The following is a 17398-nucleotide window of genomic DNA, read 5'->3' as shown; positions in this document are numbered from 1 at the left end:
ATGATGAAAAAAAAGGGTTGGATGATTCATTTCACACTATCATTTGTTTTGATTGGAGCATTTTTGCTAATAAGCAATGAAAAAATGAATGCTGCCGATGGAGGAGAAGCTCCGACACAAGGAGAAATTATCTTATTCGATGATGATTCTTCGAACGACTCTAAACCAAGTGAGACATCCGACAGTCGTGAAGTACCAAAAACATCAGGAGGGGCAACCAATACCCCTGATGCACCTACTCCTACAAAACCTAAAGGACGATTACCTTCAACTGGTGACTTAGTGAAGGCTGGTATATCAGTTGGAGGACTTGCTCTCATTGCCACAGTGTTCATTTTCTTTCTTATTAAAAAAAGAAAAACAGCACATGAAAATGGTGGGGAAGGAGAATAACAAATGAAAAATAAATGTTGGATGCCCGCAGCGTTAATCCTCATAACTGCATCACTGAATATGTCTGTCATATCAGATGCAAAAGAAGATTCAGCTACTGGCGATATGGATATAAATCTTAAAATAACCGACCCTAATCTCGGTGTATTGGATCCTGAAAACCCAAGCGAAGAATTACCCCTTCAAGAAGGGACTTATGGTAAGACTAGTGGTCCATTACGTATCGATTTTGTTCCTAATCTTGGGTTTAACAGCAATAAGATTTCGGCTAAAGATATTAGTTATTCTGCTGATGCACTTCTTTTTAAAGGGCAAATCGCTCCCCGAGGAAGCTTTATACAAGTCTCCGATTACAGAGGGAATGCGAACGGTTGGACATTACAAGTTCGTCAAGAAACACAATTTAAAAATCAGAATAAAGAGAACAGCCAACTAAATGGTGCTGTCATCTCTTTAGATAAATCTTGGATCAATACCTCTAATGGTATGGGCCAGACCCCAGATATCTCAAAAGAAGTGATTCATTTGAATAATATCGGTGAAACGTACACATTGGCAGAAGCAAAAAAAGGAACGGGGACAGGAACATGGAGCATCATCTTTGGTGCATCACCTGATAATCAAGTGGGTCAGAACTCCACTTTGAATCCTAGATTGGACAATGAAGGAAAACCAGTAACAAACCCTTCATTAGATAACCAAGCCGTTTACATGAATGATGCGGTTAGCCTAACTATCCCAGGATCTACTAAAAAAGACCCAGGGACTTACTCAACGGTGTTAACTTGGATTATATCTGAGTTGCCATAAATAAAAACATATTCTTAGGAGGAAACACAAATGAAATTAACACACAAATTATGCGGAGCAGCTTTATTAGCAGCCGTAGGAGTATCTTTAGCTATTCCAAGTACTACGAAAGCTTTGGAAGATACAAACAAAGGCGGAATGGATATTCAATTCGCTCGTAAAACAACTGGAGATATTGATCCAGGTCATTCTGAAGAAGTGGTTTCATCTGGAAAAACAATGTCAATTCCTGGTGGAACATACAAAGAATTTGGAGTTGAAGGTGTTACACCTTTAAGCTTTGGTGAAGTAACTCTTGCAGCAAATGCACGTACTTTCTGGGCGAAAAACTGGACACAAGAGGGCGTGGGTTCTTCTGCAAACTACGTACTAATCAACGATGAGCGTTTAACAGAAGATCATAACTATTCAGTATCAGGACAAATTACTGGTAAATTAAAAGCTGGTGAAAAAGAACTTTCTGGATCAACACTTATGTATTCAAATATCCACTTGCAAAGCAAAGCTGATGCAAGTATTGCCTTACCTGAATCAGCAGTTGCTGACGGCAAAACTGTAACAATTACAGAAGGCGAAACTACACCAATCATCAATAGCAGAGCAGACGCTGATAAAGCAAAAGGACAAGGTAGAACACACATTACCTTTGGTTACATTAAAGCAACAGATGCAACTGCTTCTGATAAATCTGTAGCATTATCAATCGGTAATGACCAAACAGTTACACAAGGTGACTATACAGGCGAAATTACTTGGACTATGTCTACTACAAAATAAAAGTATAGAGTAATTTTTCACCGATCCGCTTTAATGGTGGATCGGTGCTTATTTTATCGATGAAGAGAAGGGAAAATAATATGAAACAATATTACAAAGCAGTGGTTATTTTAATTTTTTACATAACTTGTATGGTAGTAGCTCCACAAGTATCATACGCAAACGAAGTGCCAAGTAAGGCAGATGTTGGTTTTAGTTACTACATAAAACGACCCGCAAATCAAAATAATGATGCCGGATATTTTGATTTGCGCATGGAACCAAATCAAAAACAAATGGTAGAAATAGAGTTATATAATGATTCAGATCAAGATATGGTCATTAATTTAGCCGTCAATAGTGCGAAAACAAATAGTAATGGTGTTGTTGAATATGGTCCAACAGAACTAAAAAATGATTCATCTTTAAAATATGATATTAAAGATATTGTAAAAATTCCTGAAAAAACTACTATACCTGCTAAGGGGCAAGTAAATGTTCCTGTAGAGATTGCTATGCCAAGCGAAAAGTATGATGGTTATGTGTCAGGTGGTATCTATATGCAAAAAGAAGAGACGAAAGAAGAAAAAGAAGCAAATGAAAAAGCAAAAGGAGTAGTAAATAAGTATAGCTTTTTAGTAGGTGTCTTGTTAAGTGAAACCGATCAAAAAGTTCAGCCAGAACTGAAATTAAATAAAATTTCCGCAGGATTAACAAACTATAGAAATGCGATTGTAGTGAATTTTTCTAATACAGAAATGGAATATTTAGAAGCAATGTCTGTAGATGCTCAGATATTTAAAAAAGGTTCAGATGAAGTAATCTATGAATCGAAGAAAGCTAATTATCGAATGGCGCCAACATCTTATATAAACTTTCCTGTGAACTTAAATGGTGAAGCGATTGAAGCTGGGAATTATGTTGGTCACGTGTTAGTGACATCAGGCGATAAAAAATGGGAATGGAAAGAAGATTTTACAATAACCCAAGAAGAAGCAGATAAATACAATTCCCAAGATGTTTCATTGATTCAAGAAAGAGGAATCAATTGGAAATTAATTGCTGTGATTGTCGGCGGAGTATTAGTTGTATTTATTGGATTGTTTGTTCTTGTTCGTGTTTTATCTAAAAAGAAAAAAAAGAAGAAAAAAAAATCTAAAAAGAAGAAATAAGATTAAAGGAGGCTAGTGGATATGAGCGTATTGGAGTGGGTTTTTGTTGGGAGCTTATCATTAGCATTTCTTACATTTTTGTTATTTATAGTATGTATTATTTTGTTTTTTAGTACAAATAATCAATTGAAAAAGATGAAACAAAAACGACCTAAAAATAAAACCAAAAAAAAGCGTTGGTTAAAGATGCGTCGACAATTAGACAAGAAAAAAAAGAAGTATCTTGGTAGAACTTTTATTTTACTAGTTATATCTGGAATTTCTGTCGCTAGTGGAGCCTATACACGTTATTATCAAATGACTAATTTAACTACAGAAGATGGCAACACATTGATTCAAAGCTATTTCTTAACAGATGAAGTAGAAAAAAGCTTAGTAAATCTTCAAGAGGGTGCTGATCCTGAAAAGACTAAAAAAACATTGGATGATCGTACCTCGTTACTTGCTTCTTATGCTGCAGGTGTTGGGCCATCTAATGGGTTATCAAAAGAAGGACAAAAGTTATTAGTACGTTATTATGCAAGAATTCGTGATTTTAGTATAAATACGTATTCATTATCAACAGAACAATTAAGTAATCCCGAAACGGTATCTTCTTATTTGGACACATTGAATCAGATAAAAGCGATACAAAAGAAAATATTCAAACAGTTTAGTGTAAATGAAGCAGCGCTGAAACAAAAGAAGTAAGCGAATGAAAGGGTTTCTTATATGAGTAAAAGAGTAAGTCATATAAAAAAAAGCTCATATTCTAAGAAGCGACGAAATCAAGAGCAATCTGTTCATCTTAGCAAAAAAAAAAAGTCCACCTTGAAGAAAAAATCTGAACGACGACCTGAAAAAAGGCGAGGGTTAAAAAAGAAGCAATGGCGTTTCAAAATAAAACGAACATTGAAAGAATTCTTGATTGCTTTGGCTTTATTAGGTGTCGTTTTATATGTGGTGTCACTATTTACGTTTTCTTTTGTTAAAATTGAAGGCTATTCTATGATGCCTACAGTGAATGATGGTGAGTGGACATTTGTTAATAAATTAGCCAATATCAAACGATTTAAAATGGTTTTGTATAAAGAGCCGAAAAGTAATGAATATTCTGTTCGTCGTGTTATTGGGTTGCCAGGGGAACGAATTAGATATAAAGATGATAAGTTATATGTCAATGACATTGATATGTATGAGCGTTTTTTGTATGAGCAGTTAGATCGAGCGAAGAGTAGTCAAACAGTTTTTACTGAAGACTGGGGAGATGGAACGGTGACTATTCCAGAAGGAGAATATTTACTTTTGGGAGATAATAGACCGTATGCAATAGACGGTCGTGATTATGGCTATGTTAGTAAACATGAAATCATAGGTGTTGTTGAGATGCGTCTATTCCCAGTTCATAAAATCCAACAATTTTAAGGGGAATAATAGAAGAAGGAATGAAGCTATGTTTAAAAAGAACAGACAAAAAAAAAATGAGAATACTGATTTAAATATAGAAAAATTAGAAAAAAAGACAAGTTCAGAAAAACGGCGTACTTTTCTAAAAGGAATTTGTTTTTTTATCTTTCTTTTGTTAGGCGTGCTTTTGCTTGTGAAAATCAAAACTCATGTTGTTAGTGGAGACTCTATGATGCCAACTTTAAAAAATAAGGATCGTATACTAGTAGTGAAAGGGAAAGAACCTTCCCGTTACTCCCTTATAACGTTTAAACCTAACAAAAAAACAAGTGATTTTTTTGTGAAAAGAGTGATGGGATTACCTGGTGATCGAATTTGGTTAGACGAAAATACTGTTTACTTAAATTATCAGATGGCAGAGACAAACCCAACTCCTGAAAATGAATTGAACTTGGCAGGAACTGAATTACCAGATGGGACTTTAAAAGTACGTGTCTCATGGAATGTAGCAGCGAAACTACAAGGAATGGAAAAAATTCCTGAAAATCAATTTTTTGTTTTGGGAGACAATAGAAATAATTCAACAGATAGCCGACAATTAGGATTAGTTGATACAAAGCAAGTAGAAGGCGTTGTCTCTTATAGATATTATCCACTTAATGCATTGGGTTCGATTGATTAAAAACAAATAAGGAAGTGACTACATAGAATGAATTTTATAAAAAAATATGCACTGGGTTTTATTATTAGTTTTCTTATCCCGGTTAGCATTGTGGCAATCAGTTATTTTCGTTTAGGAATTTATCCGACAAGTGATTTAACGATATTAACGAGTGATGGTTTTGGACAGCTGGTGAATTTTTACTCAGGCTTTAATAATGCTCTTCACGGGGAGCAATCACTTTTATACACTTGGTCCGGTTCATTAGGGCTGAATTTTATTTCCCTAATGAGTTATTATATCAACAGTATTTTTAGTTTTTTGGTTTATTTCTTTGATAATGTACATATGCCAGATGCCATGTATATCATTTTTTTGACAAAAATCGGTGCAATGGGCGCAAGTTTTTGGGTGTATGCTCGCAATTCTTACAAACTACCTGAATGGGCAAATTTGATTTTAAGTACTTGTTATGCGTTACTTAGTTTTACAATCGCCTACTCTATCTTTTTAATGTGGATGGATGCATTGATCTATCTACCGTTAATTTTATTAGGGATTCAAAGGCTGATGGATAAGAAGAAAATGAGCTTGTTATTTGTCAGTTATTTTCTTCTATTTATTAGTAATTACTACATAGCATTTATGGTAGGTGTATTCTCTTTTCTTTATTATTTTATCCGTTTGTTTACGGATTCTAAACGGTATAAGTCATCTATCCTATCATATTTATTGACTTCTATACTTGCAGGTGGCGCTTCCATGGTGATCATTCTACCCTCTGTTATTGATTTAAAATCAAACGGCGAGAAAGTGGACTCAATTACTAGTTTTTTTACAAAAAATGTTGGGCCGTGGGATCTGATTATCAAAAATATGGTTGGAACATATGACACATCAAAATTCGGTTCTGGTCCGTTTGTCTATATTGGGTTATTGCCACTGATCTTTTGTATTTTTTATTTTGTCAGCAAAAAAATTACGCTAAAAAATAAACTTCTATACGGTAGTTTATTCCTGTTTTTAATTATTAGTTTCTATATAGAAACTTTGAACTTGTTTTGGCAAGGATTTCATTCGCCTAATATGTTTCTGTTTCGTTTTAGTTTTTTATTTTCTACGCTGGTAGTTATTATGGCTGGATATGGTATGGAGAAGTTTGAAAAGAAAGATTTTAATCTATTAGTTAATATTTTTCTAATGGTAGGAGGACTTTTCTTAGCAGCAGTTATTTTGTCTAATAAAAAGAGATATGATTATATTACTTCAAAAACGTTAATAGTTACTTTTGCGTTGCTTTTTGTATATGTTATTCTTTTCGCGTTGAAAGATAGTGATAAAAAAGGAGCAAAATTTATTCCTTATATTTTACTCGCTATTGTTTGTTACGAAGTATCTTTTAATACCCATCAACTATTTCTGGGCATTAACAATGAGTGGGGATATATTTCAAGAAAAAACTATGTAAAACCGTATAAAAAAATTGATAAATTAGTAGAAAAAACGAAAATGGATAATGATGGATTTTATCGCTTAGAGAATCTAAATCCGGTTACTAGAACTGACAGTTTTAATCATAACTATTCAGGTGTAACAATGTTTTCTTCTATTCGTAACCGACATTCATCACAGTATATGAACACGCTAGGTTTTCGTTCGCCAGGGACTAATTTGACCATCGCCTATGACAACAATACACTTTTGATGGACTCCTTGTTGGGGATAAAATACAACATAGCGAAAAATAATCCTCAAAAATTTGGCTTTAAAAAAATTCAGTCGAATGGAGAATATTCGTTATATGAGAATGAATATTCCATGCCTTTGGGGATAATTACTGATAAAGATATTTACAAGAAAGAGAATAATAGTAATCAAACAACATTGATCAAACACTTATCTGGAATAAATGACTCTATCTATCAATTTACTGATGTAAAAGAAGTAGAGCGGAAAAATATGCAGATTCGAGAAGAAGGGGCATTTACTTATTTCTCAGAAGAAATAAATAATGAAGCTCAAGTGATTACATGGGAAGTAAATGTTCCAGCTCAAACACAAGCTTATTTGACTTTAGATGTTGGATTAATGGATGGATTAGGTCAAGGGGTAGCTGAAGTTAGTGTAAATGGCGGACGTAAAGAGTCAAGTAGTCTGATGGAGACAGGAAAATTCTATAATCTAGGACATTACAATAAAGAGACTAAAGTGAAGGTTACAGTCTTCTTTAGAGGTCAGCCAGTAGTCAGAGTGGTGAGACCTTCTGTAGCTCTCTTAAAAACAAATGAGTTTCAAAAAGCTATAAAAGAAATGAAGAAAAAAGAAGTTGCCTTTGATGTAAAAGGAAATCATGCACAAGCAGATATGAAATTGGAGAAAGAGCAAGTTGTATTTACAACAATTCCTTATGAGGAAGGTTGGAAAGCGACACTAGACGGAAAATCTGTAAATATCAAGCCAGTTCAAGATTCTTTGATTGCAGTTAAAGTTCCAAAAGGACAGCATACGTTACGTTTAACTTATTATCCTAAAGGATTCAAGTTGGGTGTTCTTCTATTTGTAGGTTGTATAGTATTATTTATTTTTTATGTGTATTGGAATAAAAAGAAACTGTTGAAAATTAGTTCGGAGGAATTTAAATGAAACGAAAAAACGTAATCAGTATATTTTTGTTAGTTACGATAATTCTTATTGCTGGCTGTGGAGAAAAGTTGAGCGAAAAGAAAAAAGAATTTGAAGGTCAAGGGATATCTTATGAAATGCAATTACCAACTAATTGGGAAGTAGATAAAGAAGATAAATCAAATGAATATGGGCTTCAGACTGTTTTTAGTGCAGAAGATAAGAAAAGTAATTCTAATATGTTTGTGGCGATTACACCAGTAAAGGATGTGCCACATCAAGGCTTTTCTAAAAAAACAAGAGAACAATTTAAAAAACGCTATGGTTATAAAAATATCAAAGATGTTTACATGAAGGAATTTAAAGTGAACGGAAAACCGGCGAGTAAATATACGTTGTATACGATGTTCAACGAGAAAAAAGTTTGGGCGCATCTTTACTATATTTGGACAGACAATGGATTTGTTCAAGTAACATTTTATTCGGCAGATGATAATAAATATGAAAAACGCTCTGAAGTGATTGACGCTTCCATAGAAACACTTGTAGAAGTTGGATTTGATACTAAAAAAGCTAAAAAAGCCCAGGAGAAGCAAGTGGAAGAAGAAGGAGATATAGTTACATTAGAAAATGCACAAATGAAAATTCAAATGACAGCTACACGTAAGGTTACAGGAAAAGACAAAAAAGATTTATTAGCCATTCGTTATACCTTTACTAATTTACAACCAGAACCAGCTGCACCTTCTGTAGTTGATGCTCTTATTACAGCTAAGCAAAAAGATAAACAATTGGATCTGGGAAGCTTACCAGAAGATACAACTTTTCTTGATGTAAAAGATTTAGAGAATACGCACAATGAAATGGTTTCACAAGGGAAAAGTGTCGAAAGTGTTCTTTTCTTCGAATTAAATGACAAGACCCCAGTGGAGTTAATGTATTCGCAAGATGCATTTCCAGGAACCAAATCTACAATGGCGGTGGTACCAGAATGATAAAAAAACAGAAAAAGTTAATATCTATTCTTATAGTAGGGTTAGTTTGGGTGTTTGTTGGTTGTTCAAAACCCAGTATTCATGAGAAGTTATCAAAAGACGATCAAACACTTTCATATATAAGTGAGAGAGAAAAAAACTTTAATAATGCTGATTATTTAGATTTGAAAACCGAAGATGAAGCACTTGAAATAGTGAAGGACAAGTATAAGTTAAGTATTCCAAAGTCGTATGAACAATTTAAAGAAGTTTTAACCAGGACATTTGATTCTGAAGGAGTAGAGGCTGGAGAATCAAAATATAGTGTATTTTCAAAAGATGGTGAATTAGAATTCCGTACAATATATCCATTTTATGAGAAAGAAAAGCTTCGCTTTATAACAAGAGTTAGTCTAATTTATGAATTTTTAGGACAGACAAAACAAGTACGCTTAAAAAGACAAGAGGTCAATGTGGTATCGGCAATTGGCAATGATCCCTTTCTTCAAAAAAAATTATATCCATTGACGCAAGATATAGCTGGAATTATGAAGCTGCCTGAAGGTCTGACGAAGGATGGTATCGCTGGGTATGAGAAGCAAATCAAAGAATTGCAGGACCCGATTAGGAACGATTCTGTTGCAATTGTGACTAACACCGTAGGGATAAATGAAAATGAAGAACTAGCAAAATCTATTTCAGCAATTTACAATAATTTAGGTGAGTTTAAAGAGGTTAATGCGGAAATATCAGACAATACGAAATAATTATTGTAATCCAATTATATATGACGGAGTGAGCTATGATTGTGTGAAAGATAATAAAATCAGCCCTTAGGAATTAAGTACATTTAAAAGGAAATGGGTAAAAAATGTTAAAAGTAAAAATGAAAAAGTTGTTTAAGGAAATCCCAAAACTTCCAATAGGTTATCTATACTTTCTATTTTTTGTGATAAGCTATATCAGTGTTTATGTTCCATATATTCAAGGAATGAAAATAAATCTGGGACATGATACTTATTTTCATCTTAATAGGATAGAATCCTTGTATAATGCAATAAGTGCTGGAGACTATTTCCCAAGAATCGCTCATTTTTTTGCTTTTGGAATGGGCTATGCGTCCAGCATATTTTATTCGGATATATTTTTATATCCAGCAGCTTTACTTCGTTGCGTGGGTTTCTCTTTAGGATTATCGTATATGTATTATATGTTGCTAGTAACTTTTTTGACTTTTGTTGTAGCGTATCATTCATTCCATTCAATTAGCCATAGTAAACAAAAAAGCTTATTTTTTGCTATATTGTATGGATTATCTTCTTATCGAATAGCAGATGTGGTTGTTCGGGGAGCGTTAGGCGAAATTTTGGCTTTGATGGTATTGCCAATTGCTCTAGCGGGGCTTATTCAAATAGTTAGAGGAAACGAAAAGAAGTTTTATGTTCTATCTACTGGAATGGCGAGCCTATTTTTTTCGCATACGTTGTCTACACTTATTTTTTGCTTGTTCATTGTAGGTTACCTACTGTTGAATATTCCTATATTAGTCAAAGAAAAAAGAAGAATAGTGTATTTAATTTATGCAACACTTCTTACTATACTAATGGTAATAGTGAATTTGTTGCCAACAGTTGAACAGTTGATATTTCAAAAGTTAAATGTCCAATCAGATCAGATTTTCGATTTGCAGACAAGTGCTGCTTCTATTGTAGAATATATTCAAAATGCTATGCTTAATAAGGGATTTAACAATTTAGGATGGTTAATTATTGTAGCAATATTATTTTTATTAATAAGAATAAAGAGAATAACAGTTCAAAATAAGCAACTGCTATTATTGGGAATAGTGTTTTTTGTTTTAGCAACAGACCATTTTCCACATTATTTATTTCATGATACTATGTTCAATACAATTCAATTTCCATGGCGGTATTTTATAATCGTAACAATCTCTATCACGTGGGTATTGGCAGATAGTCTTTCAGTAATATTTCGAAATAAACGGTATCAGTCTTTTGTTGTGGCGTCGTGCGCGGTTTTATTTTTATTAGGTAGTGTTATCCATTTTGAATTAGTAGAAGGTAAGAAATATAAAATGGAGTATAATTCCTTTTCCAAACTAGATGGGTATGATTTGGGTGTTGGAAAGGAATATCTTCCTGCTGGTATGAACTATCAAAAAACAGTGAATGAAATTTCAGGTATTTACACAAGTTCGAAAGATATAAAAATTAATGATGCAGATCGCTCTTATAATATGATTACTTTCAATTATACTGCAAATCCACCAACAACCGTTACACTACCAATCATTTATTATAAAGGATATGTTGCCGAAGTAACTGGTTCAGGCAAAATTAGTAAAGTTGAAGAAAGTAAAGAATTTAAAGGGTTAAGTGAAGTTACTGTTTCTGGTGAAGGTACGGTGGAATTCTGGTATAAAGGAACAATTATCCAAAAAGTATCATTTGGGGTAAGTTTGGTCACGTGGATTTCTTTAGCAGGATACCTCATAAATAAGCGTAAAATAAAATATCGTACTAATAACGAATTATAGATAATAAATATAGTTATATAAAAAAGCAATATTTAGAGATGGTTTATCCAATCGAGTGACTATTTTTCACATGTTAAAATATAAATGCATTAGACAATATTCAATATCTCAGACTAAAGATGGATGTTTTTCTCAACTAAAAACTCTACAATAGAAAAGTAGAGAACAACGACAAAGAGAAAAAATCTATTAGATAAGTCAAAGAGATTGGGGAAATGAATCATGAAGCGTTTATATAAATCAGTAGTATTTGAGATGAGTTTGTATTATGGGTTATTGGCAATCGTTCTGCCATTGATTTATGCTGTTACTTATTATCTATCTTTTATGTCTGTATTTAGTGTTGAATGGTTCGCTGTGACATTGTTCATGTATCCAATCGTATTGATTTTATCAATGATTCGTTATGGTTATCATAGGATGAGAAAAACAAGTCATTTATAAATGACTCGTTTAGAAAAAGCTGACACACAAATGAAAAATTTTGTGTGTCAGCTTTTTTATTTTACAACGTCAACTGTTCCATTTGGAATGCATCCGTCATTGCTTGTGTGGCATCTTTCATAGGTGTCACAGATCCCAGTTCTCCTTGAACCGCAATCCGAGTCGTAGCATACATATCTCCACAAGTGATCAATGTAATCATCTTCTTACCAGGGACGTCATCGATCAACTCCACACGAGAAGGATCGATTTTTTCAACATAAGTGATTTTATATGTATAAACATTATTTAAATCAGTTGTATAGATTAATTCTCCAGGTTTAGAATATTCCAATGGCGAAAATAAAGAAATCATATCCTGTACACGGTGACTTGCTAGAGCGTAATTGCCTTTACCCATTTCTTGGTCAGGTTTCATCGTTCCAGCCCCAGTTAGTAAAACAACATTATCCAATCCTCTAAAAATCGGTAAATTGATTTTTACATCAGGAAGTGCAACTGCTCCAATAACAGGCAAGTTTTTATTTTCAAGTTGGGCTTTTAGCACGGCTTCTGTACTAAGAGATTCAACTGCAGCAAAGTCAAAAGAAGTATCTGTCTGATTATTCTTTTCAACGATTTCAGGTGTTAATTTGTCCACCGCATAGGCTTTACCATTTTGCTGGATCAGCATATTTCTAATTTGTGTATTGAAGATTAAGGCTAAACCAACAATAAGTAATAAGAATAGGAAGATATTGATCAGCCAATTTCTTTTTCTTGATTTTTTCTTTTTAGGGCGTTCTTTTCTTGAGGCCATAAGCTTCCTCCTTTTTTCTTTAAGTGTATCATAAATCATTTTGAAACCCTAGTTTAAAATATTTATTTTTTTATAAACATGACTATTTAAAAGGAACCTTAAAAATACGGAAATCGTATATTATTTTTAGCGGATATTTGCTATTTTGTATAGGAAGTGTCTCCTTTTAACTCTTTGTAACTGAATCTTAAAATAAAAGACACAAGCTTTTCTTACAGAAATATTGTAGAATGTAATAGAAGACATATGAGAGGGGTGATGGAACAAATGTTGGACTTGATTTATGTACATATTGATATGACAAGTAATGCAGTATTATCAAAAGGAATTACACATACAGACTTTACGCGCTCCATTGTTCATCACCCTAAGAATCTGTTATTGCTGAATCCTTCTACTGAAGAAGGAGAGTATGATATGCACAGTGGACTGAAGATTATTCGCGGACAAGAGAATGTAGACCAATATTTTTCTACAGCTCATCGTCGGAAAATGAACGAAGAAATTAAATGGATCGATTTCTCAGATGTTATGATGCTCAAAGAATTAACGCCTTTGGAGATTTCAGAGTTACTTTATTTTGGACATATGAAAACCAGTCTGCATTCGCCGTTCTTTTATAAATTACAGAATGATTTTGTTTTTTTTGAATTCGTTGATCATATGACTAGGGTTTATTATCGTTATATTGATGAGTTTTATCGAATTCTAGCAGATAAAATCACTCGAGTAATCTTGGAGAAAGTTAATGATCGGAAAACGTTTTTTAAACGTGGCATTTCAGTTGAGAAACTGGATGTAGAATTGTTGAAAGAAATGAAGCCGATTTTACAAGAAGGTGTTGTTTTCTGTTTTGATCAGATGGATATCAAAGGTAAAGAATATCATATTCCCATTCATGTAGTAGAAGATTCTTTATGGAAAACAAAAAACTTCGCTTATCGCAACGAACCAGTAATAGCAATATTGATTTACAATACAGCAAAACGCACGTGGCGTTTAATGCAAGAAGATGAATTTGGATTTACCGAATTGCCAAGACAAGCATGAGCATGATATATAATAGAAGAAAACAAGCAGAAGAAAGTGCAACACTTTTTCCTGTTTGTTTTTTTTATGTTAAATATTTTTTTGTAATCTTAGACGTTTTGCAATTTTTTCAATTAGAAAAAGTGCTGGTAGCTGTGAGGTTAGTTCAATCGTTTTATCATGATTATCACTAGTTTTATAAATGGTTTCCCGATTGATCGTATAAGGAATATTCAAATCAGACATGCGGCTGATCGTGGAACTGTCACTATTTGTGATGGAAATGATCGGGCATTTTTTTGTATTCAGGCGTTTGATATAGTGAATGATTTCTTTGGTTTCACCAGTGACGGACAACGCGATCACACAGGTACGTGCCAGTATGTCATCTGGAAACCATTCGATTGGGTAATTAGAAGGATCTTCAATACGTAAGGCAGTTTGAGATAAGTTTGTAAAATAAAGTGAACCGTAAGCAGCAATTGGTTCAGAAGAACCGGATCCGAGAAAAAGGACCAAACCTTTATCCGCTAAAAGAGTAACAGCTTGCTCGATTTTGTTATCAAGAAAAGGTTCGTTGACACGTTCTAAAAAATGAATGTGCTGAGTCTCATCAACATCGGCGATTTGGGCTTGGTTGATGGATTCATAATATAATTGAAGTTTTACTTTGAATTCAGAAAAACCATTACATTCAAATTTATGACAAAAACGTAAAATACTAGCGGTACTCGTGTGCGTTTCATCTGCTAAATCTCTGATCCGCATATAGGTGACGATTTTTAAATGATTGGCGATATAATGATAAATCTCATATTCTAAAGGGTTTAAATCGGGAATATAATCTAAAAAAAGCATAGCGTCCTCCTTGTGGTTACAAACTGTGACAAAATTGTGAGAAATGACAAAAGCCGTCACTTATCACAAAGGAATGAAAGCGCATAACAAAACATTATAATCAATGCTATACTCCAATTATAGAGCGTGAAAGCGCAATCTGCAAGAGAATTAAAATTGTTTGATACACGAGTTTAGTCTGAAAATTGGAGGAATAAATAATGAAAGTAGAATTTCCAAAAACGTTTTTCTGGGGAGCGGCATCAAGTGCGACACAAGCGGAAGGCCGTGTTGTAGGAGATGGAAAAGGGGAGAATATCTGGGACTATGCGTCAAAAGAATATAATCATCGTTTTTACGATGGTGTCACGACAGAAAATACTTCTTTATTTTATCGCGACCATCAACAAGATATTCAAAAAATGCAGGATATTTCATTTAACTCATTTCGTACATCGATTTCATGGTCTCGTTTGATACCGAATGGTACAGGAAAAGTTAACTCAGAAGCGGTGCAGTTTTATAATAATGTGATTGATGAATTGATTGCTAATAAAGTGGAGCCGTTTATTAATTTGTATCATTTCGATATGCCGATGGTGCTTCAAGAGAAAGGAGGATTTGAAAATAAAGAAGTGATCGAAGCGTATAAGCAGTATGCTAAAACATGTTTTGAATTATTTGGCGATCGGGTGAAGTATTGGTTTACCTTTAATGAGCCGATGATTCCAGCAGAAGCAGGCTATCTGCATGATCGTCATTATCCTTATGTCGTTGATTTTAAACGAGCCGCAACGGTTTTACACAATATTATTTTAGCCCATTGTGAAGCAGTAAAAGTGTACCGTGAAATGAAATTAGCAGGTAAAATTGGGATCATCATGGACGTGATTCCCGTTTATCCACGCAGTCAAAATCCAGCCGATCTATATGCTGCTGAAATGGCCGACTTATTTTATACGAAAAGTGTTAATGATGCGATTTTAAAAGGGAAATATCCAGAACGGCTGAGGGAAGTTTTAGAAGAATATGATCAACTTCCAGAAGTAACTGAAACGGATATTCAGTTAATTGCAACCACAAGTATTGATTTGTTAGGCATTAATTACTATCGGCCTAGAAGAGTGAAGGCAAAAGAATGTCTACCGAATCCACAAGGTGTTTTTTCGCCAGAATGGTTTTTTGATGAATATGTGATGCCTGGTAGACGGATGAACACGTCACGTGGAATCGAGATTTATCCAAAAGGAATTTATGACATTGCTAAAAAAATTCAGACAGAATATGGAAACATAGATTGGTTTGTTTCTGAAAATGGAATCGGGATCGAAGGAGAAGAAGCGTTTATTGAAGAAGGTATTGTCCAAGATGATTACCGTATTGATTTTTTGAAAGAGCACTTGATGTATTTAAATCAAGCGATGGATGAAGGTAGCAATTGTTTAGGCTACCATATGTGGACTTTTGTAGATTGCTGGTCTTGGGGCAATGCGTATAAAAATCGTTATGGTTTTTATCGGTTGGACCTTTCGACAGGCGCAAAAACAGTGAAAAAATCTGGTTTATGGTTTAAAGAAATGATTGAAAACAACGGGTTTGATTAAAGAAAGGAAGAGTGGTCCTTATGATGAAAACTCTCGATAATTTAGCGATGAAATTGTTGCCGATTGCAAATGCGATCGGTAACCAGCGGCACTTACAAGCAATTAGAAATGGCTTGATATCGATCTTGCCTTTAACAATTGTTGGTTCGTTTTTTACGATTTTACTGAACTTGCCGATTCCCGGCTATTCTGAAATGATTGCACCGTATTTGGCGGCCTTAGATGTTCCGTTTCGTTTTACTGTTGGTTTGATGTCTCTATATGCAGCGTTTACAATCGGTTCATTTCTTGGAAACACGTATAAATTAGATAAAATCACCAGCGGCTTTCTTTCGATGCTAGCAACGCTTTTAATGGTTATGCCGGTCAATCTTCAAGAAGGTGTAGATATCGCTGGAAATGCGGTTGCAGGCGGTCGATACATCCCGATTACACCACTTGGCTCACAAGGATTATTTGGAGCGATCGTGGCAGCGCTGATTTCTGTTGAAATTTATCGTTTTACTAAAGAGAAAAAGTTGGAGATCAAGATGCCAGAAGGCGTTCCGCCAGTTGTAGGAGAATCATTTGCGGCGCTACTGCCGACCTTATTAGTGATTTTGGTTTTCTGGATTCCACGTCATTTTTTCAATTTCAATTTGAATGATTTACTAAGTATAGCAATTTCACCGTTAAAAGTCTTTTTGACAGGAAATAATCTTTTTGGCGGTATTATTACACAATTTATGATTTGTTTATTCTGGGCTTTGGGTATTCATGGTCATGCGGTTCTTGGACCGATTATTCGTCCTTTTTGGGATCAAGCGATTTTAGAAAATGCGGAATTATTTCAAAATGGTACTAGCGCTTTTCAACTACCCAATATTTTTACAGAGCAATTCTATCAATGGTATGCACAGATGGGCGGAACCGGAGCAACGTTAGCACTTGTTTTCTTATTTCTATTCTCTAAATCAAAATATTTGAAGCAGTTAGGGAAACTATCGATTTTACCAGGGATTTTTAATATTAATGAACCTGTGATTTTTGGGACACCGATCGTGATGAATCCGTTGCTTGCGATTCCTTTTATCATTGTTCCGATCGTCAATACGATTTTGGTGTACATTGTGACAGCACTAGGGTGGATGCCCAAAATGATGGTCAAACCGCCGTTTTCGATCCCGGCACCTTTGGGAGCGTTGATTACCTCTAATTGGAATTGGGTGGCCTGTGTGATGGTTTTTGTTTGTTTTGCAGTTTCATTAGCAATTTACTATCCATTCTTTAAAATGTTCGAAAAAATCCAAGTGGAGCAAGAGCAGCAGGTTGAACAAGAAGACACTGTTGCTGTCAGTCAAGGAAACTAGGAGGG

Annotated in this window: 17 protein-coding genes; 15 read left to right on the top strand and 2 right to left on the bottom strand. The window is 34.3% G+C overall.

Annotation, left to right across the window (positions count from 1 at the left end):
• The 12 genes from BCR21_RS15710 (at position 1) to BCR21_RS15655 (ending at position 11775) form a co-directional block, all read left to right on the top strand.
• The gene (locus tag BCR21_RS15710) at positions 1 to 393 is read left to right on the top strand and encodes an LPXTG cell wall anchor domain-containing protein (RefSeq protein ID WP_069647401.1); all 393 of its coding nucleotides are present in this window, start codon (positions 1 to 3) and stop codon (positions 391 to 393) included.
• Between the two features lie 3 nt (positions 394 to 396).
• Positions 397 to 1203, top strand: a complete 807-nt coding sequence (locus BCR21_RS15705; RefSeq protein ID WP_069647400.1) for a WxL domain-containing protein — start codon at positions 397 to 399, stop codon at positions 1201 to 1203.
• A gap of 30 nt (positions 1204 to 1233) precedes the next feature.
• The gene (locus tag BCR21_RS15700) at positions 1234 to 1980 is read left to right on the top strand and encodes a WxL domain-containing protein (RefSeq protein WP_069647399.1); all 747 of its coding nucleotides are present in this window, start codon (positions 1234 to 1236) and stop codon (positions 1978 to 1980) included.
• Between the two features lie 80 nt (positions 1981 to 2060).
• Entirely contained in the window at positions 2061 to 3131 is a 1071-nt protein-coding gene (locus tag BCR21_RS15695) for a WxLIP family cell surface protein (RefSeq protein WP_069647398.1), read from the top strand.
• Between the two features lie 21 nt (positions 3132 to 3152).
• Positions 3153 to 3821, top strand: a complete 669-nt coding sequence (locus tag BCR21_RS15690; RefSeq protein ID WP_069647397.1) for a hypothetical protein — start codon at positions 3153 to 3155, stop codon at positions 3819 to 3821.
• Positions 3822 to 3842: 21 nt separating this feature from the next.
• Positions 3843 to 4535 carry a signal peptidase I gene (lepB, locus tag BCR21_RS15685; RefSeq protein WP_069647396.1) on the top strand — a complete coding sequence of 231 codons (693 nt, stop codon included), beginning with the start codon at positions 3843 to 3845 and terminating at the stop codon, positions 4533 to 4535.
• 28 nt (positions 4536 to 4563) lie between these two features.
• Positions 4564 to 5199 (top strand): signal peptidase I, encoded by a 636-nt coding sequence (gene lepB, locus BCR21_RS15680; RefSeq protein ID WP_069647395.1) that lies wholly within the window; start codon positions 4564 to 4566, stop codon positions 5197 to 5199.
• Positions 5200 to 5226: 27 nt separating this feature from the next.
• Positions 5227 to 7821 carry a YfhO family protein gene (locus BCR21_RS15675; protein WP_069647394.1) on the top strand — a complete coding sequence of 865 codons (2595 nt, stop codon included), beginning with the start codon at positions 5227 to 5229 and terminating at the stop codon, positions 7819 to 7821.
• A complete protein-coding gene (locus BCR21_RS15670; RefSeq protein ID WP_069647393.1) occupies positions 7818 to 8795 on the top strand; it encodes a DUF5067 domain-containing protein in 978 nt (325 codons plus the stop codon). The genes BCR21_RS15675 and BCR21_RS15670 overlap by 4 nt, the downstream gene beginning before the upstream one ends.
• On the top strand, positions 8792 to 9541 hold the full coding sequence (locus BCR21_RS15665) for a hypothetical protein (RefSeq protein ID WP_069647392.1): 750 nt from the start codon (positions 8792 to 8794) through the stop codon (positions 9539 to 9541). Before BCR21_RS15670 ends, BCR21_RS15665 begins: the two co-directional genes overlap by 4 nt.
• Positions 9542 to 9645: 104 nt before the next feature.
• Positions 9646 to 11331, top strand: coding sequence for a glycosyltransferase family protein (locus BCR21_RS15660; RefSeq protein ID WP_069647391.1), 1686 nt, complete (start codon positions 9646 to 9648; stop codon positions 11329 to 11331).
• A 222-nt stretch (positions 11332 to 11553) separates the two neighbouring features.
• Positions 11554 to 11775, top strand: coding sequence for a hypothetical protein (locus tag BCR21_RS15655; protein WP_069647390.1), 222 nt, complete (start codon positions 11554 to 11556; stop codon positions 11773 to 11775).
• A gap of 61 nt (positions 11776 to 11836) precedes the next feature.
• Here BCR21_RS15655 and BCR21_RS15650 read toward each other — a convergent pair whose 3' ends face one another.
• On the bottom strand, positions 11837 to 12574 hold the full coding sequence (locus BCR21_RS15650; protein WP_069647389.1) for a class A sortase: 738 nt from the start codon (positions 12572 to 12574) through the stop codon (positions 11837 to 11839).
• A 267-nt stretch (positions 12575 to 12841) separates the two neighbouring features.
• Here BCR21_RS15650 and BCR21_RS15645 point away from each other — a divergent pair, with 267 nt between their 5' ends.
• Positions 12842 to 13624, top strand: a complete 783-nt coding sequence (locus BCR21_RS15645; RefSeq protein ID WP_139125680.1) for a hypothetical protein — start codon at positions 12842 to 12844, stop codon at positions 13622 to 13624.
• Positions 13625 to 13693: 69 nt separating this feature from the next.
• Here BCR21_RS15645 and BCR21_RS15640 read toward each other — a convergent pair whose 3' ends face one another.
• A complete protein-coding gene (locus BCR21_RS15640) occupies positions 13694 to 14461 on the bottom strand; it encodes a MurR/RpiR family transcriptional regulator (RefSeq protein ID WP_069647387.1) in 768 nt (255 codons plus the stop codon).
• Positions 14462 to 14661: 200 nt separating this feature from the next.
• Between BCR21_RS15640 and BCR21_RS15635 the strand changes: the two genes are divergently transcribed.
• Entirely contained in the window at positions 14662 to 16044 is a 1383-nt protein-coding gene (locus BCR21_RS15635; RefSeq protein ID WP_069647386.1) for a glycoside hydrolase family 1 protein, read from the top strand.
• A 23-nt stretch (positions 16045 to 16067) separates the two neighbouring features.
• Positions 16068 to 17393 (top strand): PTS sugar transporter subunit IIC, encoded by a 1326-nt coding sequence (locus BCR21_RS15630; RefSeq protein ID WP_069647428.1) that lies wholly within the window; start codon positions 16068 to 16070, stop codon positions 17391 to 17393.
• The last annotated feature ends 5 nt before the right edge of the window (positions 17394 to 17398 follow it).

Origin of the sequence: Enterococcus ureasiticus (assembly GCF_001730285.1) — a bacterium.
In the GTDB taxonomy this organism is placed as follows: Bacteria; Bacillota; Bacilli; order Lactobacillales; family Enterococcaceae; genus Enterococcus_L; species Enterococcus_L ureasiticus.
Note: the sequence above shows the minus strand (reverse complement) of the source record. Positions and strands in the feature narration are given on the sequence as shown.

Bases quoted from the DNA above. Each gene is read 5' to 3' on its own strand.
- BCR21_RS15710 (WP_069647401.1), top strand. From the start codon at position 1: ATGATGAAAAAAAAGGGTTGGATGATTCATTTCACACTATCATTTGTT.
- BCR21_RS15705 (WP_069647400.1), top strand. From the start codon at position 397: ATGAAAAATAAATGTTGGATGCCCGCAGCGTTAATCCTCATAACTGCA.
- BCR21_RS15700 (WP_069647399.1), top strand. From the start codon at position 1,234: ATGAAATTAACACACAAATTATGCGGAGCAGCTTTATTAGCAGCCGTA.
- BCR21_RS15695 (WP_069647398.1), top strand. From the start codon at position 2,061: ATGAAACAATATTACAAAGCAGTGGTTATTTTAATTTTTTACATAACT.
- BCR21_RS15690 (WP_069647397.1), top strand. From the start codon at position 3,153: ATGAGCGTATTGGAGTGGGTTTTTGTTGGGAGCTTATCATTAGCATTT.
- lepB (WP_069647396.1), top strand. From the start codon at position 3,843: ATGAGTAAAAGAGTAAGTCATATAAAAAAAAGCTCATATTCTAAGAAG.
- lepB (WP_069647395.1), top strand. From the start codon at position 4,564: ATGTTTAAAAAGAACAGACAAAAAAAAAATGAGAATACTGATTTAAAT.
- BCR21_RS15675 (WP_069647394.1), top strand. From the start codon at position 5,227: ATGAATTTTATAAAAAAATATGCACTGGGTTTTATTATTAGTTTTCTT.
- BCR21_RS15670 (WP_069647393.1), top strand. From the start codon at position 7,818: ATGAAACGAAAAAACGTAATCAGTATATTTTTGTTAGTTACGATAATT.
- BCR21_RS15665 (WP_069647392.1), top strand. From the start codon at position 8,792: ATGATAAAAAAACAGAAAAAGTTAATATCTATTCTTATAGTAGGGTTA.
- BCR21_RS15660 (WP_069647391.1), top strand. From the start codon at position 9,646: ATGTTAAAAGTAAAAATGAAAAAGTTGTTTAAGGAAATCCCAAAACTT.
- BCR21_RS15655 (WP_069647390.1), top strand. From the start codon at position 11,554: ATGAAGCGTTTATATAAATCAGTAGTATTTGAGATGAGTTTGTATTAT.
- BCR21_RS15650 (WP_069647389.1), bottom strand. From the start codon at position 12,574: ATGGCCTCAAGAAAAGAACGCCCTAAAAAGAAAAAATCAAGAAAAAGA.
- BCR21_RS15645 (WP_139125680.1), top strand. From the start codon at position 12,842: ATGTTGGACTTGATTTATGTACATATTGATATGACAAGTAATGCAGTA.
- BCR21_RS15640 (WP_069647387.1), bottom strand. From the start codon at position 14,461: ATGCTTTTTTTAGATTATATTCCCGATTTAAACCCTTTAGAATATGAG.
- BCR21_RS15635 (WP_069647386.1), top strand. From the start codon at position 14,662: ATGAAAGTAGAATTTCCAAAAACGTTTTTCTGGGGAGCGGCATCAAGT.
- BCR21_RS15630 (WP_069647428.1), top strand. From the start codon at position 16,068: ATGAAAACTCTCGATAATTTAGCGATGAAATTGTTGCCGATTGCAAAT.